The organism is Polynucleobacter sp. MWH-Svant-W18 (genome assembly GCF_018687495.1).
Classification (GTDB): domain Bacteria; phylum Pseudomonadota; class Gammaproteobacteria; order Burkholderiales; family Burkholderiaceae; genus Polynucleobacter.
In genome coordinates this window covers 1,618,738-1,640,134 of record NZ_CP061293.1, presented here as the reverse complement: position 1 = coordinate 1,640,134, position 21,397 = coordinate 1,618,738, and the positions used below count along the sequence as shown (strand labels likewise).

Genomic DNA, 21,397 nt, shown 5'->3' with positions numbered 1-21,397 from the left:
GTCTGACCTAGAATTGTGGGATGGATCAAAAAGATCAGCGCCCCTATAAGTTTGTTTGGCCTTTGCAGGCCATGCCTTTAGCTAGGGTCATGAGCCTCAGTTATGCACTCTTGATCATTTACATCAGCCTAAATCCCTTTGACTTTGACTTTCAGAATGGCATTGATGCCTGGTCTTGGATAGACGCTCCTCTACCGCGATTTATTACTTTATTTGATGTTTCAGTCAATATCCTCGCATATATCCCGTTTGGTTTTTTGTTGGTATTTGCTGCTTATCCACGGTGGCGCAATTTTGTTGCTTTGGGGATTGCTCTAAGCCTCAGCGCCATTTTGGCGATCAGTGTAGAGACCTTACAGTCATGGTTACCCACCCGAGTACCCAGTTTGATGGACTGGTGGGCTAATATCTTTGGAGGTCTCTTGGGGGGCTTGCTAGCCATTCCATTAGGCCCTCAATGGTTATCAGGCAGCGTTGTACGACGACGTTTTGATCAATGGTTTGGATTGAATTGGGGTGCCTGCGCTCTTTTCCTACTATTTCCTTGGTCGCAAATTTATCCTCAAAGTTCTTGGTTGGGTACAGGTGTATGGGGCCATGCGATTTTTGGCTCGATTGATTGGGGAACCCTAGTTATCAATCAAGTAGTCCAAGAGACCTTAATCACTGCTTTATGTTGGCTTGGCGTCGCTTTGTTACTGTCTTTAGGGTTACGTTCCAAGGCCCCGCAGTGGCGAATTCTGAATGGACTGCTGTGTTTAACAGTGTTGATTAAGATCTTATTTACAGCCCTGCAATTCGGTGGCGAGTTTAGTTTGATCTGGCTGACAGCAGGCGCCTTATGGGGCATGGTGTTAGCAAGCATTTTATTGAGATGGGCTTTGCGCTTAGGTCAGGGAAGTAAGTTTTGGCTAGCTTTGTGCTGTTTAGGTATCGCCACTATTGCCATTAACGTCTTGCCGGATAATCCCTATTTCATCATGAACTTGCGGCACTGGAATCAAGGACGCTTGTTACATTTTAATGATTTGATGCAATGGGTTTCGGTAGTATGGCTACCAATCGCATTGACTTGGATGATTTATCACGTTGGCGAATTTAACCCGCAGTACAGAAAAAGATAATGTCTATGAGTTTTACACACCACCTATTTTTTTGTTTGAACCAACGCAGCAATGGCGACAACTGTTGCGATCTACATAATGCATTTGTACTATTTGATTATGCAAAAAATCGAGTGAAAGAACTGGGTCTTGCAGGTCCCGGAAAGATTCGGGTGAATAAAGCGGGTTGCTTGGACCGCTGCGCAGAGGGTCCTGTGATGGTAGTTTACCCAGAGGGTATCTGGTATACCTTCATAGATGAGGAAGACATAGAAGAAATCATTCAATCCCATTTAATTTCTGGGCGCCCAGTTGAGCGCCTGCAGTTGGCTTAATTATTGTTGAAAGTATGTTCATGAATAGCCGTACAAAAATCATTCATATTGATGGCATCGTGGGTTCGATAGAAATGTCTATTGATCTTCCAGATGAATTAAAAAATGATCCAACATTTGTAATTCGTGGTTTAGCTTTAGTTGCACACCCTCATCCATTGATGGGGGGCACCATGGATAACAAGGTTGCGGCAACGATGGCGCGGGCTTTTAATCAGCTAGGCTTTGTTAGTGTGCGTCCGAATTTTCGTGGGGTTGGTGGCACTGCAGGTGTGCATGATGATGGTGTTGGAGAGCTAGAGGATTTGCTACACATTGCTGAATGGATGCGCATACCATCAAGCTGGGCTGTGCTTGAGACTACTGCCAATCAATCATGGGGAGCCAGTGTAAATGTGTTGCCACTGGTGGTTTCTGGGTTTTCTTTTGGTAGTTTTGTGGGGAGCCATTTAGTTCAGAGGCTGATTGATCTCGGTCGTCCAGCTGAGCGCCTAGTCATGGTTGGTAGCGCTGCTGGTAAGTGGACACTGGCACCCGTACCTGCAGATACTATTTTGATTCATGGTGAGTTAGATGAAACAATCCCATTAATTGATGTACTAGATTGGGCGCGCCCTCAAGAGCTCACAGTACAAGTGGTGCCTGGCGCAGATCATTTCTTCCATCGTAGGTTACATTGCATTCGCAACATTATTACGGGCGCCTGGTTGGGCATGCCCGACCACCGCAAACAATCATTGAGATAAGAGAAAATTATGGCTGAAGAAAAATCCCTCATTGAGTATCCCTCGCTATTTCCGATTAAGGTGATGGGCAAGATGAATCCCGAGTATCTGCCAGCGATTTTGCATATTGCAAAACAATTTGATCCCACATTTGATGAGAGCAAGGTAGAGCAGCGCCCATCTAAAGATGGCAATTACTTGGGGCTGACTTTGCCAATTACAGCAACCAGTCGTGAGCAGCTAGATGAGCTATATCGAACCCTGTCTACACACCCACTCGTTAGTATTGTTCTGTAATTTATTTAATGTCTGCTTTAGTAAAGCATCTTGGTATTGCAGATTACGCATCAACCTATGAGGCGATGCGGGTCTTTACTAGTGCGCGGGATCACTCAACTCCTGATGAAATTTGGGTTCTAGAGCACCCACCAGTTTTTACATTGGGCCTTGCAGGCGATGCTAGTAATTTACATTCACCTAGCGATGAAATCCCATTAGTGCAGGTTGATCGTGGTGGTGAAATTACCTATCACGGGCCTGGTCAAGTCGTGATTTATCTTTTGCTTGATCTTAAGCGCCTTGGAATCTTTGTAAAAGAATTGGTTTTTAGAATTGAACAAGCATTAATTGATACCTTGCAAGATTTTGGAATTGCTGCGGAAAGGCAAGTTGGCGCTCCAGGGATTTATGTTACTAAGCAGCCTGGAGTGCCCGCTCAGTGGTTTGGGGCCAAGGTCGCTGCTCTAGGTCTAAAGGTCTCTAAAGGCTGTTCATATCACGGCCTAGCGCTCAATGTGGCGACTGATTTGGAGGCATTTGGCCGCATCCACCCCTGTGGTTATGAGGGCTTAAAGACGGTGGATATGCAAACCCTTGGGATCAAGGACAATATAGACATTATTAGCCAAAGGCTTTTGGAGCATTTACAAAAGCAACTGATGCCACATGACCACCAATAAAACTGATACCAAGACAACGATAGAGTCTCGTCAAGACCTTAACTACGATGCAACTCGTAAGCAAAAGTCTGGCGAGAAAACTGCACGTATTCCAATCAAGATTATTCCTCTAGAAGATGTCTTAAAAAAACCAGATTGGATTAGGGTAAAAGCGGCTTCTGGAAATTCTCGTTTTAATGAGATCAAAAAGATCCTTCGCGAAAATGAATTGGTTACCGTATGTGAAGAAGCAAGTTGTCCCAATATCGGTGAGTGCTTTGGTAAAGGCACTGCCACATTCATGATCATGGGTGATAAGTGCACCCGTCGCTGCCCATTTTGTGATGTGGGTCATGGCCGACCTGATCCCTTGGATCAGAAAGAGCCCGGTAACCTTGCCCGTACTATTGCGGCCCTGAAATTAAATTACGTTGTCATCACTAGCGTGGATCGCGATGATTTACGTGATGGTGGCGCAATGCATTATGTGGAATGTATTTCTGAATCGCGCACCCTATCACCAAGTACTCGTATTGAGGTTTTAGTTCCAGATTTTCGTGGTCGTCTTGATAAAGCCTTAGATATTTTTGCAGAGCATGCGCCTAACGGTTTACCAGATGTGATGAATCACAATCTCGAAACTGTTCCACGCCTATACAAAGAAGCGAGGCCAGGTGCGGATTACTTGCACTCTTTAAAGCTCTTAAAAGATTTCAAAGAGCGCTTCCCAAATATTCCCACTAAGAGTGGTTTGATGGTCGGCCTTGGTGAAACAGATGAAGAGATATTAGAAGTGATGCGAGATATGCGTGAGCACAATATCGACATGCTAACAATCGGCCAGTATCTTGCGCCTTCTGGCCACCACCTCCCAGTGCGTCGCTATGTACACCCAGATGTATTTAAGATGTTTGAAGAGAAAGCCTATGCCATGGGCTTCTCCCATGCTGCTGTGGGTGCTATGGTGCGGTCTAGCTACCATGCGGATCAACAAGCTCACGGAGCAGGAGTTGTTTAGAGTCCTTAAGGTTGGCGTATTGCTGCCAGCATTTATTTTGTTGGTAGCCTGTAGTCCGAAGCTGGATTGGCGCACTGTTCAATCACCTCAAGAGCGATATAGCGCTTTGTTTCCTGGCAAGCCAGATAAATTAGAGCGACATATTCCGTACCAAGATCAAGAGCTCAATCAAACCCTTGAGGCAGTAAAGGTGGATGATGATATTTATTCGATCGGTACGATACAGGTTCCTGTGAATCAAGCTGCCGTGACCGAAAAGATTGTTGTGAAACTAAAAAGTAATTTGCTCGATAGAGCTAAGGCATCTGGTGGCACAGTAATAGAAGAGTCGACAACCTACCAAACAAACAATCGTCAACGTTTGGCAACGACGGATTATTTCATCACTTTTAATTTGAATGAAAGAGCGCAGCAACAAATGCGAGTGCGCTGGATCACGCGGCAGTCGAGTAATGGAGATGCAATGATTTATCAAGTATCTGTTTTGCATTCAAATGCAAATGGAGACTCTCCAAAGATTCTCTTATCTCAAGAAGAATACGCAAACTTTTTTAATGAGTTCTACCCAGAGTAAAAAAACTTAAACAGTTTTTTCTAGGGCGGCAACTTTAGCTTCGAGCGCTTCTAGCTTTTCTCTGGTCTTTGAAAGCACTTTGGTTTGCAAGTCAAACTCTTCGCGAGTGACCAGATCCATTTTCTGAAAACCTTGGTTCATCATTGCGCGAACATTTTTTTCTATTTCTTGTGCTGGTGAATTGCGAATAGCTTCACTCACCTTGTTTTGTATATCACTTGCAATACGTTGCATTTGCTCGAGGATTTCGCCAGGTTTTTGCATGAGGGGCCTTTGCAGTTCTTAAAAAAGTTGCATAAAAGATACACATTGATATTTTATGTTGGGTCTCAAAAAAGGGGTAAAACAGCTAAAAATGCCCAAAAAGACCTTAAATTCACAGTCATGGTGCAATATTAAGCACCAATAAAGTGCATATGCCTTAATTAGGGGATTTGTGACAAATCCATGAACCCCCAAACCATCAATATCACTCCATGCATTTGGCATTCAACCCTTTTTTATTACAACCAGTAAGGAGCTTTACATGAAAACTTTACACAAGAAAGCAATGTCTGCAGCAGCAGTAGCATTGTTGAGCGGCTTGGCGTGCTCATCTGTGTTTGCAGAAGAGGCAGCCGCAGAAGCACCAGAAGTGAGCCCAATTACCGCAAACGTGACTATCGTTAATGATTACCGCTATCGTGGTATCAGCCAATCAAACTTTAAGCCAGCGATTCAAGGCGGTTTTGACTATGCTCACGAGAGTGGTTTCTATATTGGAAACTGGAATAGCTCAATTAGCTGGATCAGTGATTCATATGGCCAGGCTGGTAGCTACGGTGGCAAGGCTTCTTCAGGCACAGCTGTATCAGCGCCGATTGAAATGGACTTCTATGCTGGTTTCAAAAAGGAATTGATTGGCGAGGGTTTTGCTTCAGATATTGGATTCCTTCAGTACTACTACCCAACTTCAGGCTTGCCTAATGGCTCAACCAATCCAAATACTAGTGAGATTTATGTGGCGCAAAACTTTACTTTTGGCCCTGTAACTGGTTTTGCAAAAGTGTCTTATGCAGTTTCAACATTGTTTGGTACTGCTAATTCATCTGGATCATATTATCCAGACTTGACGGTAAATTACGATACTGGTGTTTGGGGCTTAGCCTTGAATGGCCACGTAGGTTACCAGTACGTTGCTGGAAACCTGAATAATGGTTCGACATCATATACTGGAAAGACTATTAACAACGGAACGAGTAATAGCACTTTGTACAGCTATACCGATTGGAAATTAGGTGTGACTAAAGATTTCGGTGGCGGCTTATCTGCAGCGATTGCTTATGTGGGAACTAATGCAGCAACCTATATGGGTGGTTATGCTTATTCAAGCCCACAGGGCAAGAACTTGGGTAAGTCCACTGGCTTGATTTCTTTAACAAAGACTTTCTAATTTCCACTCTGAACGGAGAAATATATGAAATTAATTACCGCAATCATCAAGCCCTTCAAGCTTGACGAAGTGCGCGAAGCTCTCTCGGAAGTGGGAGTTTCGGGCATTACCGTCACTGAAGTTAAAGGCTTTGGCCGTCAAAAGGGTCATACCGAGTTGTATCGTGGCGCTGAGTATGTTGTCGACTTTTTGCCTAAGGTAAAAATTGAAGCTGCTGTTGAAGATGGCATTTTGGAGCGTGCGATTGAAGCAATTGAAAAATCTGCACGTACAGGTAAGATTGGTGATGGCAAGATTTTTGTCTCACCAGTTGAGCACGTCATTCGTATTCGTACCGGTGAAACCGGCGCGTCAGCACTTTAAAGAGAGGTTCAAAATGTTAACTTGGATGAAACGACTTGTTGCTGGCGGTGCTGTGGCTTTGGCCATTGCTGCTGCTGGTGTAGTAGTTACTTCGCCAGCACATGCTGATGAAGTAAAAAAACCTGCAGTGACTGCTCCGGCTGCAACTCCTGCTGCTGCAGAACCTGCGCCAGTACTTTGCTCTGAAAAGTGCAATAAGGCGGATACCGCTTGGATGATGGTATCGACTGCATTAGTGCTCTTGATGACGCTTCCTGGTTTGGCCTTGTTCTATGGTGGTTTGACACGTAGCAAAAACATTTTGTCGATCTGCATGCAATGCTTTATGGTCTTTTCTTTGATTACAGTACTTTGGTCTATTTATGGCTACAGCATTGCATTCACGGAAGGTGGCGCATTCATTGGTGGATTCGATCGACTGTTCTTGGCTGGTATGAATCCAGACTCAGTAGCGGCAACCTTTAGTAAGGGTGTTGTGATTCCTGAGTATGTATTTATGGCATTCCAAGCTGTGTTTGCAACTATCACTTGCTGCTTGATCATTGGCTCCTTTGCTGAGCGTGCTAAGTTCTCTGCAATCTTGGTGTTCATGGTTATTTGGTTCACATTCAGCTACTTGCCAATCGCTCACATGGTTTGGTTCTGGCCTGGTCCTGATGACATCAAAGATGCTGCATCACTCGAAGCAATTACTGCTCGTGCTGGTTGGTTATGGCAAAAAGGTATTCTCGACTTCGCTGGTGGTACCGTTGTTCATATCAATGCCGCGATTGCTGGCTTGGTAGGTTCCTTCGTGATCGGCAAGCGTGTTGGTTACGGCAAAGAAGCAATGAAGCCACATAACCTCGTTTATGTCATGACTGGTGCTGCACTCTTGTGGTTTGGCTGGTTTGGTTTCAATGCTGGTTCTGCACTCGAAGCAAACGGCAGCGCAGCATTGGCTTTCGTGAACACATATTTAGCTACTGCTGCTGCTGTATTGGGTTGGTCTGTTGCTGAATGGGTTCTCAAAGGTAAGCCATCTATGTTGGGCGCAGCTTCTGGTTGCGTAGCAGGCTTGGTTGCTATCACTCCTGCTGCTGGTTTTGTTGGCCCAATGGGCGCAATCGCAATCGGCGTATTTGCTGGTGTAGTTTGCCTCTGGGGTGTAACTGGCCTCAAGAAAATCTTGGGCTCAGATGACAGCTTGGACGTATTTGGTGTGCACGGCGTAGGTGGTATCTCAGGCGCTTTGTTAACCGGCATTTTCGCTGATCCAGCATTGGGCGGCACAGGTATCTGGGATTACGTAGCAAATGCTACAGCTCCTGACTACTCCATGGCTAGCCAATTGTGGATCCAAGCTCAAGGTGTGATTACGACTTTGATCTGGTCTGGCGTAGTTTCTTATATCGCATTTAAATTGATTGATATCGTGATCGGTTTACGTGTGAAAGAAGAAGAAGAGCGCGAAGGCTTGGATATCAGCTCACACGGTGAGGCTGCATACGAGTCTTAATCAGTAAATTACCCCTCACTGGGCGGCCTTGGTTGGCTGCTCGGTTTTTAAGCGCGGAATCCTTGGATTCCGCGTCTTTCTTTTAATAATCTTACAATGGTGGAATGGTTCCACATCTCATCACAGCCTTAAGCGGCCCCTTGCTCGAACTAGAGTCTAGGGTTTTAGAAGCAACCCCAACCATCGAGCGTTGGTTCAGGTTGGAATGGCAAGAACATACCCCGCCTTTCTATTGCTCAGTTGATTTACGAAATTCTGGTTTTAAGCTAGCGCCGGTAGATACTAATCTCTTTCCTGGCGGCTTTAATAATCTTTCTCCGCAGATGTTGCCTTTGGCCGTTCAGGCTGCAATGGCTGCCATTGAGAAGATTTGTCCAGAAGCCAAAAATTTGTTATTGATTCCAGAGCGTCATACCCGCAATACTTTTTATTTGCAAAATATTGCACGCTTGTCTTCCATCTTGCGTCAAGCTGGTTTGAATGTGCGCCTGGGTACTTTTTCGGAAGAAATTAAGAAACCCACTTGGATTGAGTTGCCTGATGGCAATCGCCTATTAATGGAACCCCTCTCTCGTTTGGGCTTAAAGAAACAACGCTTGGGTTTAAAAGATTTTGATCCATGCTCAATCCTTTTAAATAATGATCTATCCGCAGGCATTCCACCCATTTTGGAAAATCTGCATGAACAATACCTTTTGCCCGGCCTCCATGCTGGCTGGCATGTCCGTCGCAAGTCGAATCATTTTGCCGCCTATGAAGAGGTTGCTAAGAAGTTTGCCAAAGTAGTTGATATTGATCCTTGGATGATTAATCCCTACTTCACGAGTTGTTCGGATGTGAACTTTCACGAGCGCAAAGGTGAGGAAGAACTTCAAGCTGCCGTAGAGCAAGTCTTGAAAAAGACTGCTAAGAAATATCGTGAATACGGCATCAAAGAAAAACCTTATGTTGTCGTCAAAGCGGATGCGGGTACCTACGGCATGGGTGTCATGGTGGTGAATGATCCCTCACAACTCAAGGATCTAAACCGTAAAGACCGCAATAAGATGAGCGTAGTCAAAGAGGGTCTAGCAGTAAGCGACGTGCTCATTCAGGAGGGTGTGTATACCTTTGAGAAGGTCAATGAGGCAGTAGCAGAGCCAGTCGTTTATATGATCGATCGCTATGTGATTGGCGGTTTCTATCGTGTACATACCGACCGTGGCCCTGACGAAAATCTCAATGCCCCAGGGATGCATTTTGTGCCCTTAGCATTTGAACAAAATTCCATGCCAGATATGAGCGCTAAGCCTGGAAGTGCCGCCCCAAATCGCTTCTATTTATACGGGGTAGTGGCTCGACTGGCATTGCTTGCGGCATCTTTAGAGCTTGAGCGTACTGATCCTGATGCTGAAGCGGCTTAATTGAGCTGATAAACATGGACTTTCTATTTATTGCCGATCCTCTCGAATCTTTTAAGATTAAAAAAGATTCCACCTTGGCAATCATGCGTGCTGCACAAGAAGCGGGCCACCGTTTATGGTTTTGTCAGAGTCGCAACATTTTGTGGAGAGACGAATCTGTTGTTGCTGATTGTCAAACCCTGGTAGTTAAACCTAGTGCTTCTTCTTGGTTTGAGCTGGGCGATTTAGAGTCACGCACGCTCAAATCATTTTCTGCGGTATTGATGCGCACAGACCCACCCTTTGATATTGAATATCTCAATACCACTTGGTTGCTTTCTGCGGCGGTTCGACAGGGTGCAAAAGTATTTAACAATCCTGCCGCAGTTCGTGATCATTCTGAAAAGTTATCCATCACAGAATTTCCAGAGCTCATTCCACCCACTTTAGTAACTCGCGAACTGAGCGCAGTAGAGACATTCCATCAGACACATCAAGATATTGTCATTAAGCCCTTAGATGGCATGGGTGGTATGGGTGTTTTTCGTGTAGGTTCTGATGGCCTGAATCTGGCTAGTATTGTGGAGACCCTTGGTAAAAATGGCGCTAGGACTTTGATGGTGCAACGCTTTTTGCCAGAGATAGCCGAGGGCGATAAACGGGTGCTATTAATTGGTGGAGAGGTTGTGCCCTTTGCATTAGCACGCATTCCTCAAGGTAAAGAAATCCGTGGCAATTTAGCTGCTGGCGGTAAGGGCGTTGCAATGCCATTAAGTGATGCTGAAAGCGCTATCGCCAAAAGACTTGCACCCATTCTGAATCAGCGCGGTTTGTTCTTGGTTGGGCTAGACTTAATCGGGGGCTATCTCACTGAAATTAATGTGACTAGCCCTACATGCTTTGTAGAAATCACAGACCAAAGTGATTTCAATGTTGCTCAGTTTTTTATATCAACACTTGAAAAGGCTTTGTCTTAACATGGCTGGAATCGTCATTGTTGCCCACACACCGATTGCTAGTGCAATGCTGAACTTTGCAGAGCATACTTTTGGCGTTGTTCCTGAGCGCGTTAGGGCTGTGGATGTCCCCCCGCATGAAGATACTAAAGCGAGCTTTGATCGGGTGATGAAGGCTGCCTATGGCGTGAATACAGGTAATGGCGTACTCATTTTGACGGATGTCATGGGTGCAACTCCTGCGAATGTGGCGTCTAAGCTTGAAGCGCTTGGACCATTATCAGGATTGAATGCTCCGGTGATTGTGCTTGCGGGCTTGAATTTACCTATGCTGATGCGCTGCATCTCTCACCGTGGAGAGGATTTAGAGGAATTGGCACAAAAAGCCTTAGCGGGTGGCCAAAATGGAATTTTGCGTCTCGGCGCTAAGGTTGGCCAAGAATAATAGGGAGTGAATTTGCCATGCCAGTTGCTGAAATCGAAATCATCAATAAATTAGGTTTGCATGCTCGTGCTTCTGCCAAGCTGTCTCAGTTGGCAGCACAATTTCCATGTGAAATACTGCTGTCACGCAATGGGCGTCAAATCAACGCTAAGAGCATTATGGGCGTCATGATGTTGGCTGCAGGGATTGGTAGCACCGTAACCTTAGAGACTGTCGGTGAGCAAGCAGATGAAGCGATGCAGGCTCTAACAGAATTAATCAATAACCGCTTTGGTGAAGGCGAGTAGCAATGACATTTGCATTGCACGGGATCCCAGTATCAAAAGGCATTGCCATCGGCAAGGCAGTACTGATTTCACGTGCAGCTTTAGAGGTAAGTCATTATTTAGTTGAGCCAGGCAAAGAAGAACTTGAGGTTCAAAAGCTCTTAGATGCTTTTGATCAGGTTCGACAAGAGTTAAACCAACTGCGAAAAGGTTTACCAAAAGATGCTCCGCAGGAGATGGGTGCCTTCCTTGATGTGCATGGCATGATTTTGGAGGATCCCGCATTAGCGCAAAAGCCAATGCAATTGATCCGCACCCAGCGCATGAATGCTGCATGGGCCCTCACCACCGAATTAAATGATCTTTTAGAGCAGTTTTCTGAAATCGAAGACCCCTATTTAAAAGAGCGTGCGCACGATATTCGACAAGTGGCTGAGCGGGTGATTAAAGCCATCAATGCCCAGAATAAAGATTCATTGGATAGTGCGGATTTAATGTCGCCAAGCGAATTAGGGGTCGATTCGATCATCGTAGCTCACGATATTGCCCCGCATGACATGCTACGTTTTAAAGACTCTGCTTTCACTGGATTTGTTACTGATCTTGGCGGCAAGACATCACATACTGCGATTGTGGCGCGTAGCATGGAAATTCCTGCTGTGGTGGGTGTTCGCCATGCAAGTGAAATGATTCGGCATGGCGATTGGCTGGTGCTCGATGGTGAGCAAGGTGTAGTAGTGGTAGCTCCTGATGCTAACTTGCTTGAAGAGTATCGAAAACTACAAAGCCAGGCTATCAAAGAAGCTCGCAAACTGCAGGAGCTCAAGCACACCAAAACAGAAACTCTGGATCATGTTGAGATTGAGTTGTTCGCCAATATTGAATTGCCTGAGGATGCGGTACAGGCCGTCAAGCTGGGCGCAGTAGGCGTGGGCTTGTTTCGATCAGAGTTTTTATTCATGGATCGTAAGCAAGCACTCCCTGATGAGGAGCAGCAATTTCTAGAGTACCGTAGGGTAGTCGATTTAATGCATGGACTACCTGTAAACATTAGAACAATTGATGTTGGGGCTGATAAAGCCTTGGGTGCTGGAGGAATGGATGTATCGCAAACTGGCACTTCACCACTGGGATTGCGGGCTATCCGCTGGTCTTTGACAGAGCCCGAAATATTCTTAACCCAGCTGCGGGCAATTTTGCGTGCTTCTGCTTTTGGCCAAGCACGGATTATGATCCCCATGTTGGCACACGCCAAAGAGATTGATGAAACTTTCCGCTTGATTGAGAAAGCAAAGCAGCAACTGTTTCAACGTGGCCAACCCTACAACCCAAATATTCAAGTGGGCGCTATGATTGAAATTCCGGCAGCTGCTCTAGTGCTGCCACTTTTTATCAATCGATTTGATTTCCTGTCGATTGGTACGAATGATCTCATTCAGTACACCTTGGCAATTGATCGCGCTGATCATGCAGTAGCCCATCTATATGATCCGTTGCACCCAGCCATTTTGCAGTTGTTGGCAAGCATTATTGATCAGGCAAAACGCGCTAATGTGCCTATTGCAGTGTGTGGTGAGATGGCCGGTGATCCTGCTTTAACGAAGTTATTGCTTGCTTTAGGCTTGACCGATTTTTCAATGCATTTCAGTCAACTGCTGTTAGTTAAGCGTGAGATTTTGAAGGCTGATGTAGGAATGTTAAAAGGCCTTATTCCCAGAGTCCTGAAGGCTTATGAGCCAGAGGCCCAAGCCAAGGCTTTGGAACGTCTACTGGCCTAGTGGGGCTTGCCGCAAACCGAGCACTCGGGGTTGCGGCTCATTTTGAATTCATCTATTTGCGTAGTCCGCGCATTCCACAGCAGCATACGGCCTATCAAACTCTCTCCGAAGCCTACTATCACCTGTATTGCTTGAGCAGCCTGCATGGCGCCAATAATTCCCACTAAGGGAGAAAATATTCCCATTGAAGAGCAACTCACTTCTTCAAAATGCTCATCTGGTGAGAAGATGCAGGCGTAACAGGGTGAAGTAGCTTTGCGTGGGTCAAATACGGTGATCTGCCCATCAAAACGTAAGGCCGATCCAGAAACCAACGGCACTTGATGTTTGACGCAGCTAGCATTGATCAAATGACGGGTAGAAAAATTATCGGTGCAGTCTAAAACAATATCTACGCTCGGCAATAATTCATCTAACAGAGAAGATGTTGCTTTGGCTTCAATAGTTTCAATCCGAATGCCAGAATTGAGACCCAGTAAAAATTGCTTTCCAGAGGCAACTTTGCTTTGATTCACGCGTGCCTCTGCATGCATGATTTGCCGCTGGAGGTTGGTAATCTCCACTTGATCGTGATCTATCAGGGTAATGTGCCCAAGGCCGGCGGCAGCTAAATAGGGGGCTGCAGCACTGCCAAGTCCTCCGGCCCCTATTACCAAGGCGTGAGAATTTAAGAGCTTCTCTTGACCGGAAACATCGATCTCTTCAAGCAGTAAATGCCTTGAATAGCGAAGTAACTGCTCATCATTCATGGGTAGATTAGTGAAAGCTACTCGAGCTTGGATGAAGAGCGCTTCACCGGTTGGCCATTCAGAAATGCCACTGCTTGAGTCAGCATGAAATCATCTGCACTACCAAGCTCAGGTGGCTTTTTATTCTTATCTTTTTCTTTCTCTTCAGGAGTTTTCTTTGCATTCTTTTCTTCAATGCGCTGTAACTCCTCGAGACGACGCTGCTCACGATCTTTAATGAGTTTATCTTCGGCAGACTGCTTATTACGAAGATGTTTTTCACTGTCAATTTCACGGGTGATCAGGACATCATCAGGATCGCCATCTTTATTTTGATCAACTGGAATATCTGGTTTGACGCCAAACGCCTGGATCGATTTACCGCTTGGGGTGTAGTAGTAAGCCGTAGTGATTTTCAAAGCAGAGTCATTCGTTAAGGGCCGTACGGTTTGCACGGATCCCTTACCAAATGTTGTCTTACCAATAATGGTGGCACGCTTATAGTCTTGCAATGCACCCGCAACAATTTCAGAAGCAGAGGCGGAATAGGCGTTGACCAGAACGACCATGGGTAATTTTTTGAACATTTCTGGCACGCCTGCCAAAGGATCTCCGGATTCGCTCAGACGATACATGGCAGGGGTTGCGTTAAATACTTGCTGAGAGTCTGGAGCTTGACCTTTGGTAGACACAACAACAACATTGGCTGGTAGAAATGCAGCAGCAACACCAACCGCACCTTGTAGAAGGCCGCCACCATTGTTTCGTAAATCAAGAATAATGCCTTTAAGTTTTGGATCTTGATTGGCTAGTTCCGTTAATTTTTTGGCAAGATCAGGAACGGTGCGCTCTTGAAAGCTTGTCACTCGAACCCAAGCAATATCGTTATCTAAGATCTTCGCTTTAACTGACTGAACTTTGATTTCTGCTCGAGTAATGGTTACCGGAAAGCTACGCTCTTCGCTCTTTCGATAGATCGTTAAGGTGATTTTGGTGCCGGGTGTGCCGCGCATAGTGCGTACGGCTTTATCAAGTGACATTCCGCGCACTGGTTTGTCATCTAGGCGAGTAATTAAATCTCCAGCCTGAAGTCCTGCTCGTGCTGCTGGACTATCTTCAATTGGGTTAAGCACTTTAACAACGCCATCTTCAGAAGTGATTTCAATGCCGAGGCCTGCAAATTTTCCAGAAGTAGCTTCCTGCATTTCAGCAAAATCTTTTTTGTCCAAAAAGGTGGAATGTGGATCGAGGCTGCTAACCATGCCCTTGACGGCATCGGTCAGTAGTTGCTTGTCTTCAATAGGTTCAACGTACTCACGCTTGATTTGTGCAAAGACATTGGAAAGGGTGCGGAGCTCATCGAGTGGAAGCTGCGTATTTTGTTGAGCAGTAGCCGACAGTTGGATGGTAGCGGTTACACCAGCAATAAGGCCTACAGCGATGAGGGCAAAGCTCTTGAGAAATTTACGCATGTTTCTTTTTATCTAGTCTAGGTAAAAGTGCTGAATGGGTTTAAGGTTGTCATCGAGCTCATATACGAGGGGGATGCCATTAGGTACATTGATTTCCATAATGGCCTCATCAGACATTTGATCTAAATATTTAATGAGCGAGCGAATACTGTTGCCATGCGCCACTAACAAAACACGTTTACCAGCTTTTAGGGCTGGCGCAATAGATTCATTCCATAAAGGCAATACTCGATCAACGTTGTCCTTGAGACACTCACCCAAAGGAATGTCTTCTGTGCTGAGCTTGGAGTAGCGCTGATCATTTTTAGGATTGCGCTCATCTTCTGCTTCTAGTAATGGTGGACGCACATCATAAGAGCGACGCCAAATATGAACTTGTTCGTCTCCATATTTAGTGGCAGTCTCTGCTTTATTCAAACCCGTTAGCGCTCCGTAGTGACGCTCATTTAATCGCCAACTATGAATCACCGGTAACCACATGAGATCCATGCTGTCTTGAACATGCCAGAGGGTACGAATGGCACGTTTTAAAACTGAGGTATAGGCCACATCAAATTCATAGCCTGCTTTTTTGAGGTTTTCCCCTGCTTTCAGGGCCTGTTCCGCACCCTTGGGGGTTAAGTCAACATCCGCCCAGCCAGTGAAGCGGTTTTCGAGGTTCCAGGCGGATTCGCCATGACGAATAAGGACGAGTTGTTTCATAGAGCCATTCTATAATCCAGTGATGAACTTTCTCACTCAAATTGATAATTTAGCGCTTATTGCCCTTTTAGTTGTTTCGGGCGCCGCGCTTTTCCTACCTACATTATCTACGCTTATTAGCGGAAAAGGCTTATCGCCTACAGAAGCGACTATTTGGATTAATCGTCGTAAGGCTTATGTTTTCGATTTGCGCCCAGAGGCTGCATTTAAAGAGGGTCGACTGCCAGGGGCTAAATTGGTTAACTCAGCGGAGATCACGTCTGCTATTGAAAAGCTGAAATTGGATCGCAAGCACCCAGTTGTTTTGGTTTGCGATACGGGCGCTCACTCTCGCAAGGCACTCGCAGATGTGCAAAAGCTCGGTTTTTCTGAAGTTGGGGTTCTTGATGGCGGCGTTAAAGCCTGGAAAGAAGCTTCCCTCCCATTGGTTAAATAAGGGAATTTATGCCTCAAGTAACGATGTACAGCACCCAGGTTTGTCCATATTGCGTAATGGCTGAAAAACTATTGCTCAAAAAAGGCGTTGATAATTTAGAAAAGATTTTGATTGATCGTGATCCAGCACAGCGTGAAATGATGATGACTCGCACTGGTCGTCGTACGGTTCCACAAATTTATATTGGTGAGACTCATGTTGGCGGATACGATGATCTAGTGGCTTTGGATCGTGCGGGTAAGCTCGACCCTTTATTGGTTTAATGTATTCAATCGTAAAGAAAGACAGCAATGACTGAACAAACTTCCGCACCCCAAGCTGACAGCTCTAAAGAGCCTGGATTTCGTATCCAGCGGGTTTATCTGAAGGATCTATCCCTTGAGCAGCCTAATGCACCGCAAATTTTATTGGTGGCAGCAGAGCCGCAGGTAGAGGTAGGGGTTGATATTGCAGTCAATCCTTTGAGCGATGAAATTTTCGAGGTTTCGATTGTTGCTACTGTGACTGCTAAAGTGGATTCAAAAGTATTGTTTTTGGTTGAAGCCAATCAAGCCGGTATTTTTGAATTTAACAATATCCCACCACAACAATTAGATCCGATGCTGGGTATCGCTTGCCCAACCATTTTGTACCCTTACCTTCGTTCTAATATTGCCGACATTATTAGCCGCGCAGGCTTCCAGCCAATTCATTTGAATGAGATTAATTTCCACGGCATGTATGAGCATCGTTTGATGCAAGCTCAACAAGCAGCTAGCAAAGAGAACGACGCTGCTGATGAGAGCAAGATTATTCTCCCTCACTAGGCTGTAATCCCGCACAGATCATGAAAGTCACCCTGATTGGCGCTGGTGCCTGGGGAACGGCGATGGCGGCCCAAGCGGCTCGCCATCTTCAAGATGGCCAAGTTTGCTTATGGTCGCGTAGCAAAGAGCAGCTCGCAGAAATCGAGAGAAGCAGTGAGAACCGCCCATATCTTCCTAGCATTGAGCTGCCTAAAAATCTTCAGTTTGAGAGTGACTTTTCTCAGGCTATTAAGAGACTCTCTGCAGATGATCTATTGGTCATCGCCACACCCATGTCTGGACTTTCAGAAACGATTGCTAAAGTATTGGCGATTGCTGAGCATCCGCTCAATATTATTTGGTTATGCAAAGGATTGGAGCCGACAACAGCTCTATTGCCGCACCAAGTTGTTGCGCGTGAAGACAAGCTACACAGTCGTGGCATCAAACATTTTTATGGTGCGTTATCAGGCCCAAGTTTTGCTGCAGAGGTAGGGGCTGGCATGCCATGTGCATTGACCATCGCGAGTAATTCAAGTGACTTGTGTGCGGTAGTACAGTCAGCGTTTCATCATGGCAATATGCGCGTTTATGCAAGTGATGATTTGATTGGTGTTGAGTTGGGCGGTGCTATCAAAAATGTTTTAGCAATTGCTGCCGGAATTGGTGATGGCTTGGACCTAGGCTTAAATGCACGCGCTGCAGTGCTGACGCGAGGCCTTGCTGAGATGATGCGTCTAGTGAAAGCGGCAGGTGGCAGACCTGAGACTTGCATGGGGCTGACAGGCGTAGGCGATTTAATTTTGACTGCTACTGGGAACCTCTCCCGCAATCGTCGCGTCGGCTTGGAGCTTGCTGCAGGTAGGCCCTTAGCAGAAATACTCTCTGGATTAGGTCATGTTGCCGAGGGAGTGCTGTGTGCCGCCGCAGTGACCGATTTAGCAAAACGCTTGGATGTTGAGATGCCCATTACTGCAATGATGGGCGAAGTCTTATCTGGAAGATTAAACACCCAAGAGGCCTTAAAAAAGCTCATGGGCCGTGATCCAAAAATAGAAGCTTAGGGTCTTCGAGTTTTTAGCTTCCGCCCGCAAGCCCATTTTGACGCCATGCTTCGTAAACTACGATCGCTACGGTATTCGATAAATTTAAGCTGCGACTACTGTCTTGCATCGCAAGACGCATTTGATTCTTTTTTGGAATAGAGTTACGCACTTCATCTGTGATGCCTTTGGTCTCAGAGCCAAACACAAAGTAGTCATTGGAGGCGTATTTCCCATCATGAAAATTTGCGTTCCCTTTGGTGGTGAGCGCAAATAGATGCTCTGGGTCGACTTCCTCATTTTTCATAAACTCTGCCCAGTTAGGGTGAACTTTGACTTGAGCGAATTCGTGATAGTCCAAGCCAGCTCTGCGCAACTTCGCATCTTCCATCGGAAAGCCTAGGGGTTCGATTAAGTGCAACTTCGCCCCAGTGTTGGCACACAGGCGAATGATGTTGCCAGTGTTGGGCGGAATCTCAGGCTCGAATAAGACAATATTAAACATGCGGTGCTCTTGTAGTTCTCAATAAAACCCAATTCATCACTTGGGATGCTCCATTGTCCTTCAGAAGTCGGGCTATTTCATTGAGCGTAGCCCCGGTAGTCATGACATCGTCAAAAATTACTATGCTTTGCCCATTTAGCAGCTGCCTATATTGGGGGTCGAGATAAAACATATTCTGGATCGCCAGGTGCCTAGTAGAAAATTTCTCTCCCGCCTGTGCAAATTCATGATGATGGCGTTTTAGTACAAAGGGTGTTTTTAAGAGACCTTGCCCACACTCAATTTTGCGAGCAATTTCCCAGCTTTGATTAAAACCGCGGGCGCCCAATTTTTGAATACTCAGTGGTACTGGAAATAAGAGCTGTGCATCAATCATTTTTAATTGTTCTGACAATAGTTTGTTCCAGGCGTTTGCAAGCCCATGCGCATAAGCAAGACGTTTTTGATACTTGAGTTGATGCAGTGCGTTTTGAAGTGCTCCCTCATAGCGATCTAAGCAATAGCTTGCATCAAAATATGGTGGATTGAGGATGCATGAATCGCATTTCTGTTTTGCTATCTCAGATGCTTGAAGTGCAATGCCACATTGGGAGCAGCATACGTAATTAAACAAGGCATCATTGGCCAGAGACTCTAGGCAGTTGGTGCAAATCGTATCGCATTGATAGCGCTCACAGACGATGCAGGCGCTCGGTATGCCGTATCTGCCAATAGCCTGAAGAAGCTTCTCTAGAAATCCCATGGGGCGCTGAGTATACTGAGCCAATGACCCAGCCGATCAGATGGTTACAGGACGAAATTGCAGACCGTATGTTGCAAAAACTCGATATCGTCAAACTTGATGTCAAAGATATTTTGATTGCTCCGGACTTTATTGGCAGGCATTTGAAATCTTTTGCTAAGCGCTATCCCCATGCCAATATTCATAGTCTGACAGAAGAGAATATTCCCCGCTTCGATCTGAAATATGCAAAGGCAATGGCAAATTGGCGTGCAATATTTGGTGGTAGTACAAATGCACTTTCCACATATTTATCTATCGGTAAATTTGACCTTCCTGATAATTCTGTAGATTTAGTCTTTAGTGATCTTTTGATGCAGGACTTGGTGGATCCTCGACACTTTCTTCAGGAGTGTTGGCGTGTCCTGAGAGAGGGCGGCCTCATTACTTTTAGCTATTTGGGGCCCGATACCGGAAAAGAATTGCGCGGACTCCAAACCAACGCCCTTCAGCTGAAGAGCTTATTAAATCCTTGGGATATGCATGATATGGGTGATGCCCTGATGGCTGAGCGTTTTTCTGATCCTGTAATGGATATGGAATTTGTTCATCTTGATTACGAAACAGATGCACTTTTGCTAGCGGATGCCGATGCATTGAAATTACTGCAATTGGCTGCAAAGGAAATCCCTGAAAAGGATCTTTTGCCCAAAAAAATGACTTTAGAGGTGGTATACGGCCATGCCTGGGCCATTGGAAAGCACCTGGCTAAACCGCAGGACAATATTGCCTATATTGACGTAAATCAAATTGGACGCAAGACTAGGCGAGATTCTGCTTAAGTGTAAGTGCTTACTATCATTTAAACCTACACCAAGATTGGATTGAGCTGGGATAACCCTGTTTGTTCTTGTGTTCAATTAACCCTATAATCACCGCAGGCAGTATTGGCTTAAAACCGCTTTTTAGGCATTTTTGGAGCGTTTTTAGCACTTTGCTCACGACAATAAACAGAGAATAAGATGAATTTATTTGGAAAAGTCATTAGGGCTTCGCTCTATCTAGTAGCAGCCTTCGGCACAGCATTTGCGCAGGCATCAGAAAATATGCCAGGAGGCCCAGCTGTTAATCAGCTGAACTTCGCAGCACCAGCAACCAAAATCATGCAAGAAATTCATTGGTTGCACTGGATGATGTTGATCATCTGCGCAGTAATATTTGTTGGCGTGTTTGGCGTGATGTTCTATTCCATTCTCAAGCACCGCAAATCATTGGGCCATAAATCTGCTTCTTTCCATGAGAGCACCACGGTTGAAATTATTTGGACCGTGATTCCACTGCTCATCGTGATCGGCATGGCATTGCCTGCAACCAAAACGGTTGTTGCAATGAAAGATACAACCAACTCAGACATCACCATTAAGACCACTGGCTATCAGTGGAAATGGGGATATGACTACATCAAGGGCGAAGGCGAAGGCATTAGCTTTCTATCAACTCTGTCTACATCTCGTGAAGCCATTAACAACCTTGCGCCTAAGTCCAATACTTACTTGATGGAAGTAGATAACGAAATGGTTGTGCCTGTTGGCAAGAAAATTCGTTTGATCACTACCGCAAATGATGTGATCCATGCTTGGACCATTCCTGCATTCGGTGTAAAGCAAGATGCGATCCCAGGATTTGTAAGGGATACATGGTTTAGAGCTGACAAGATTGGCACTTTCCGCGGTCAGTGTTCAGAGTTGTGTGGTGCAGAGCATGCCTTCATGCCAATCGTTGTGAAGGTTGTTTCACAAGAGGACTACACGGCTTGGGTTGCGCAAAAGAAAAAAGAAATGGGCGCAGGCGGTGATGATCCTACTAAGGTTTACACACTAGAAGAACAAAAAGAGCGTGGTGCAAAAGTCTATGCAGCTAACTGCGCTGCTTGCCACCAAGCAAATGGTAAGGGCGCAGGTGCCTTCCCAGCATTAGATGGCAGCAAAGTGGTGAATGGTCCAAAACAAGGCCAGTTCAATATTTTGCTAAACGGTAAGAATGCAATGCCGAAGTGGGCTGGCGTGATTTCTGATGGTGATATCGCCGCAGTGATTACCTATACCCGCAACTCATGGGGTAATAAGACGGGCGAAGTGATTCAGACCCAAGACATTATTACTGCACGTGGCGGCCAGTAATCCATTTACTAA

27 protein-coding genes are annotated in these 21,397 nt (G+C 45.6%); 21 read left to right on the top strand and 6 right to left on the bottom strand.

The window, feature by feature from the left end; translation table 11 throughout:
- The first annotated feature begins 20 nt into the window (after window positions 1-20).
- The 7 genes from C2757_RS08290 to C2757_RS08260 are packed head-to-tail and all read left to right on the top strand — an operon-like array spanning window position 21 to window position 4,693.
- A complete protein-coding gene (locus C2757_RS08290) occupies window positions 21-1,124 on the top strand; it encodes a VanZ family protein (protein ID WP_215374263.1) in 1,104 nt (367 codons plus the stop codon).
- On the top strand, window positions 1,124-1,438 hold the full coding sequence (locus tag C2757_RS08285; protein ID WP_215374260.1) for a ferredoxin: 315 nt from the start codon (window positions 1,124-1,126) through the stop codon (window positions 1,436-1,438). The genes C2757_RS08290 and C2757_RS08285 overlap by 1 nt, the downstream gene beginning before the upstream one ends.
- Before the next feature lie 20 nt (window positions 1,439-1,458).
- A complete protein-coding gene (locus C2757_RS08280; protein ID WP_215374257.1) occupies window positions 1,459-2,184 on the top strand; it encodes an alpha/beta hydrolase in 726 nt (241 codons plus the stop codon).
- Between the two features lie 9 nt (window positions 2,185-2,193).
- The gene (locus C2757_RS08275) at window positions 2,194-2,460 is read left to right on the top strand and encodes a DUF493 family protein (RefSeq protein WP_215374254.1); all 267 of its coding nucleotides are present in this window, start codon (window positions 2,194-2,196) and stop codon (window positions 2,458-2,460) included.
- 8 nt (window positions 2,461-2,468) lie between these two features.
- Complete coding sequence (gene lipB / locus C2757_RS08270) at window positions 2,469-3,122, top strand: lipoyl(octanoyl) transferase LipB (protein WP_215374252.1); 654 nt, start codon at window positions 2,469-2,471, stop codon at window positions 3,120-3,122.
- Window positions 3,109-4,119, top strand: coding sequence for a lipoyl synthase (gene lipA / locus C2757_RS08265; RefSeq protein WP_215374250.1), 1,011 nt, complete (start codon window positions 3,109-3,111; stop codon window positions 4,117-4,119). Before lipB ends, lipA begins: the two co-directional genes overlap by 14 nt.
- Window positions 4,112-4,693: a hypothetical protein gene (locus C2757_RS08260; protein ID WP_215374249.1), complete on the top strand. Its 582-nt coding sequence runs from the start codon at window positions 4,112-4,114 to the stop codon at window positions 4,691-4,693. Before lipA ends, C2757_RS08260 begins: the two co-directional genes overlap by 8 nt.
- Window positions 4,694-4,699: 6 nt before the next feature.
- On the opposite strand, the gene C2757_RS08255 is transcribed toward C2757_RS08260, so the two are convergent.
- A complete protein-coding gene (locus C2757_RS08255) occupies window positions 4,700-4,957 on the bottom strand; it encodes an accessory factor UbiK family protein (protein WP_215374247.1) in 258 nt (85 codons plus the stop codon).
- A 262-nt stretch (window positions 4,958-5,219) separates the two neighbouring features.
- Between C2757_RS08255 and C2757_RS08250 the strand changes: the two genes are divergently transcribed.
- The 8 genes from C2757_RS08250 (at window position 5,220) to ptsP (ending at window position 12,813) form a co-directional block, all read left to right on the top strand.
- Window positions 5,220-6,125, top strand: a complete 906-nt coding sequence (locus C2757_RS08250; RefSeq protein WP_215374245.1) for a TorF family putative porin — start codon at window positions 5,220-5,222, stop codon at window positions 6,123-6,125.
- A gap of 24 nt (window positions 6,126-6,149) precedes the next feature.
- Window positions 6,150-6,488, top strand: coding sequence for a P-II family nitrogen regulator (locus C2757_RS08245; RefSeq protein WP_011903792.1), 339 nt, complete (start codon window positions 6,150-6,152; stop codon window positions 6,486-6,488).
- Window positions 6,489-6,501: 13 nt separating this feature from the next.
- Entirely contained in the window at window positions 6,502-7,986 is a 1,485-nt protein-coding gene (locus C2757_RS08240; RefSeq protein WP_215374244.1) for an ammonium transporter, read from the top strand.
- 104 nt (window positions 7,987-8,090) lie between these two features.
- Window positions 8,091-9,389 (top strand): glutamate--cysteine ligase, encoded by a 1,299-nt coding sequence (gene gshA, locus C2757_RS08235; RefSeq protein WP_215374242.1) that lies wholly within the window; start codon window positions 8,091-8,093, stop codon window positions 9,387-9,389.
- A gap of 14 nt (window positions 9,390-9,403) precedes the next feature.
- A complete protein-coding gene (gshB, locus tag C2757_RS08230) occupies window positions 9,404-10,345 on the top strand; it encodes a glutathione synthase (protein WP_215374240.1) in 942 nt (313 codons plus the stop codon).
- Between the two features lies 1 nt (window position 10,346).
- On the top strand, window positions 10,347-10,769 hold the full coding sequence (locus tag C2757_RS08225) for a PTS sugar transporter subunit IIA (RefSeq protein WP_215374238.1): 423 nt from the start codon (window positions 10,347-10,349) through the stop codon (window positions 10,767-10,769).
- Between the two features lie 17 nt (window positions 10,770-10,786).
- The gene (locus tag C2757_RS08220; RefSeq protein ID WP_215374237.1) at window positions 10,787-11,056 is read left to right on the top strand and encodes an HPr family phosphocarrier protein; all 270 of its coding nucleotides are present in this window, start codon (window positions 10,787-10,789) and stop codon (window positions 11,054-11,056) included.
- Between the two features lie 2 nt (window positions 11,057-11,058).
- Complete coding sequence (ptsP, locus tag C2757_RS08215; protein ID WP_215374235.1) at window positions 11,059-12,813, top strand: phosphoenolpyruvate--protein phosphotransferase; 1,755 nt, start codon at window positions 11,059-11,061, stop codon at window positions 12,811-12,813.
- On the opposite strand, the gene C2757_RS08210 is transcribed toward ptsP, so the two are convergent.
- From C2757_RS08210 to gpmA, 3 genes are read right to left on the bottom strand one after another with little or no spacing between them, the layout of a single operon-like run.
- Entirely contained in the window at window positions 12,810-13,562 is a 753-nt protein-coding gene (locus C2757_RS08210) for a HesA/MoeB/ThiF family protein (protein ID WP_215374234.1), read from the bottom strand. The two genes, ptsP and C2757_RS08210, sit on opposite strands and share 4 nt — an antisense overlap.
- A 17-nt stretch (window positions 13,563-13,579) precedes the next feature.
- Window positions 13,580-15,013 carry a S41 family peptidase gene (locus C2757_RS08205; protein WP_215374232.1) on the bottom strand — a complete coding sequence of 478 codons (1,434 nt, stop codon included), beginning with the start codon at window positions 15,011-15,013 and terminating at the stop codon, window positions 13,580-13,582.
- Between the two features lie 12 nt (window positions 15,014-15,025).
- A complete protein-coding gene (gpmA, locus tag C2757_RS08200) occupies window positions 15,026-15,715 on the bottom strand; it encodes a 2,3-diphosphoglycerate-dependent phosphoglycerate mutase (RefSeq protein ID WP_215374231.1) in 690 nt (229 codons plus the stop codon).
- A gap of 22 nt (window positions 15,716-15,737) precedes the next feature.
- Here gpmA and C2757_RS08195 point away from each other — a divergent pair, with 22 nt between their 5' ends.
- Genes C2757_RS08195 through C2757_RS08180 form a run of 4 tightly spaced genes read left to right on the top strand, consistent with a single transcriptional unit; the run spans window position 15,738 to window position 18,000 of the window.
- Entirely contained in the window at window positions 15,738-16,151 is a 414-nt protein-coding gene (locus C2757_RS08195; RefSeq protein ID WP_215374229.1) for a rhodanese-like domain-containing protein, read from the top strand.
- 8 nt (window positions 16,152-16,159) lie between these two features.
- Window positions 16,160-16,414 carry a glutaredoxin 3 gene (grxC, locus tag C2757_RS08190; RefSeq protein ID WP_215374228.1) on the top strand — a complete coding sequence of 85 codons (255 nt, stop codon included), beginning with the start codon at window positions 16,160-16,162 and terminating at the stop codon, window positions 16,412-16,414.
- Window positions 16,415-16,441: 27 nt separating this feature from the next.
- Window positions 16,442-16,957 carry a protein-export chaperone SecB gene (gene secB, locus C2757_RS08185; protein WP_215374226.1) on the top strand — a complete coding sequence of 172 codons (516 nt, stop codon included), beginning with the start codon at window positions 16,442-16,444 and terminating at the stop codon, window positions 16,955-16,957.
- Between the two features lie 20 nt (window positions 16,958-16,977).
- On the top strand, window positions 16,978-18,000 hold the full coding sequence (locus C2757_RS08180) for an NAD(P)H-dependent glycerol-3-phosphate dehydrogenase (RefSeq protein ID WP_215374225.1): 1,023 nt from the start codon (window positions 16,978-16,980) through the stop codon (window positions 17,998-18,000).
- A 13-nt stretch (window positions 18,001-18,013) separates the two neighbouring features.
- Here the strand turns inward: C2757_RS08180 and trmL are convergent, their stop codons facing one another.
- Together trmL and C2757_RS08170 are read right to left on the bottom strand one after the other, a co-directional pair.
- Window positions 18,014-18,484, bottom strand: a complete 471-nt coding sequence (gene trmL, locus C2757_RS08175; protein WP_215374224.1) for a tRNA (uridine(34)/cytosine(34)/5-carboxymethylaminomethyluridine(34)-2'-O)-methyltransferase TrmL — start codon at window positions 18,482-18,484, stop codon at window positions 18,014-18,016.
- Window positions 18,477-19,226 (bottom strand): ComF family protein, encoded by a 750-nt coding sequence (locus C2757_RS08170; RefSeq protein WP_215374222.1) that lies wholly within the window; start codon window positions 19,224-19,226, stop codon window positions 18,477-18,479. Before C2757_RS08170 ends, trmL begins: the two co-directional genes overlap by 8 nt.
- Window positions 19,227-19,249: 23 nt before the next feature.
- Between C2757_RS08170 and C2757_RS08165 the strand changes: the two genes are divergently transcribed.
- Window positions 19,250-20,047: a class I SAM-dependent methyltransferase gene (locus C2757_RS08165; RefSeq protein ID WP_215374221.1), complete on the top strand. Its 798-nt coding sequence runs from the start codon at window positions 19,250-19,252 to the stop codon at window positions 20,045-20,047.
- 180 nt (window positions 20,048-20,227) lie between these two features.
- On the top strand, window positions 20,228-21,385 hold the full coding sequence (gene coxB, locus C2757_RS08160) for a cytochrome c oxidase subunit II (protein WP_215374220.1): 1,158 nt from the start codon (window positions 20,228-20,230) through the stop codon (window positions 21,383-21,385).
- Window positions 21,386-21,397 lie beyond the last annotated feature (12 nt).

Bases quoted from the DNA above. Each gene is read 5' to 3' on its own strand.
- coxB (WP_215374220.1), top strand. From the start codon at position 20,228: ATGAATTTATTTGGAAAAGTCATTAGGGCTTCGCTCTATCTAGTAGCA.
- C2757_RS08205 (WP_215374232.1), bottom strand. From the start codon at position 15,013: ATGCGTAAATTTCTCAAGAGCTTTGCCCTCATCGCTGTAGGCCTTATT.
- gshA (WP_215374242.1), top strand. From the start codon at position 8,091: ATGGTTCCACATCTCATCACAGCCTTAAGCGGCCCCTTGCTCGAACTA.
- C2757_RS08180 (WP_215374225.1), top strand. From the start codon at position 16,978: ATGAAAGTCACCCTGATTGGCGCTGGTGCCTGGGGAACGGCGATGGCG.
- C2757_RS08165 (WP_215374221.1), top strand. From the start codon at position 19,250: ATGACCCAGCCGATCAGATGGTTACAGGACGAAATTGCAGACCGTATG.
- C2757_RS08290 (WP_215374263.1), top strand. From the start codon at position 21: ATGGATCAAAAAGATCAGCGCCCCTATAAGTTTGTTTGGCCTTTGCAG.
- secB (WP_215374226.1), top strand. From the start codon at position 16,442: ATGACTGAACAAACTTCCGCACCCCAAGCTGACAGCTCTAAAGAGCCT.
- lipA (WP_215374250.1), top strand. From the start codon at position 3,109: ATGACCACCAATAAAACTGATACCAAGACAACGATAGAGTCTCGTCAA.
- C2757_RS08220 (WP_215374237.1), top strand. From the start codon at position 10,787: ATGCCAGTTGCTGAAATCGAAATCATCAATAAATTAGGTTTGCATGCT.
- C2757_RS08240 (WP_215374244.1), top strand. From the start codon at position 6,502: ATGTTAACTTGGATGAAACGACTTGTTGCTGGCGGTGCTGTGGCTTTG.
- C2757_RS08285 (WP_215374260.1), top strand. From the start codon at position 1,124: ATGTCTATGAGTTTTACACACCACCTATTTTTTTGTTTGAACCAACGC.
- C2757_RS08225 (WP_215374238.1), top strand. From the start codon at position 10,347: ATGGCTGGAATCGTCATTGTTGCCCACACACCGATTGCTAGTGCAATG.
- C2757_RS08210 (WP_215374234.1), bottom strand. From the start codon at position 13,562: ATGAATGATGAGCAGTTACTTCGCTATTCAAGGCATTTACTGCTTGAA.
- grxC (WP_215374228.1), top strand. From the start codon at position 16,160: ATGCCTCAAGTAACGATGTACAGCACCCAGGTTTGTCCATATTGCGTA.
- ptsP (WP_215374235.1), top strand. From the start codon at position 11,059: ATGACATTTGCATTGCACGGGATCCCAGTATCAAAAGGCATTGCCATC.
- C2757_RS08275 (WP_215374254.1), top strand. From the start codon at position 2,194: ATGGCTGAAGAAAAATCCCTCATTGAGTATCCCTCGCTATTTCCGATT.
- C2757_RS08250 (WP_215374245.1), top strand. From the start codon at position 5,220: ATGAAAACTTTACACAAGAAAGCAATGTCTGCAGCAGCAGTAGCATTG.
- lipB (WP_215374252.1), top strand. From the start codon at position 2,469: ATGTCTGCTTTAGTAAAGCATCTTGGTATTGCAGATTACGCATCAACC.
- C2757_RS08245 (WP_011903792.1), top strand. From the start codon at position 6,150: ATGAAATTAATTACCGCAATCATCAAGCCCTTCAAGCTTGACGAAGTG.
- C2757_RS08255 (WP_215374247.1), bottom strand. From the start codon at position 4,957: ATGCAAAAACCTGGCGAAATCCTCGAGCAAATGCAACGTATTGCAAGT.
- trmL (WP_215374224.1), bottom strand. From the start codon at position 18,484: ATGTTTAATATTGTCTTATTCGAGCCTGAGATTCCGCCCAACACTGGC.
- gpmA (WP_215374231.1), bottom strand. From the start codon at position 15,715: ATGAAACAACTCGTCCTTATTCGTCATGGCGAATCCGCCTGGAACCTC.
- C2757_RS08280 (WP_215374257.1), top strand. From the start codon at position 1,459: ATGAATAGCCGTACAAAAATCATTCATATTGATGGCATCGTGGGTTCG.
- C2757_RS08195 (WP_215374229.1), top strand. From the start codon at position 15,738: ATGAACTTTCTCACTCAAATTGATAATTTAGCGCTTATTGCCCTTTTA.
- C2757_RS08170 (WP_215374222.1), bottom strand. From the start codon at position 19,226: ATGGGATTTCTAGAGAAGCTTCTTCAGGCTATTGGCAGATACGGCATA.
- gshB (WP_215374240.1), top strand. From the start codon at position 9,404: ATGGACTTTCTATTTATTGCCGATCCTCTCGAATCTTTTAAGATTAAA.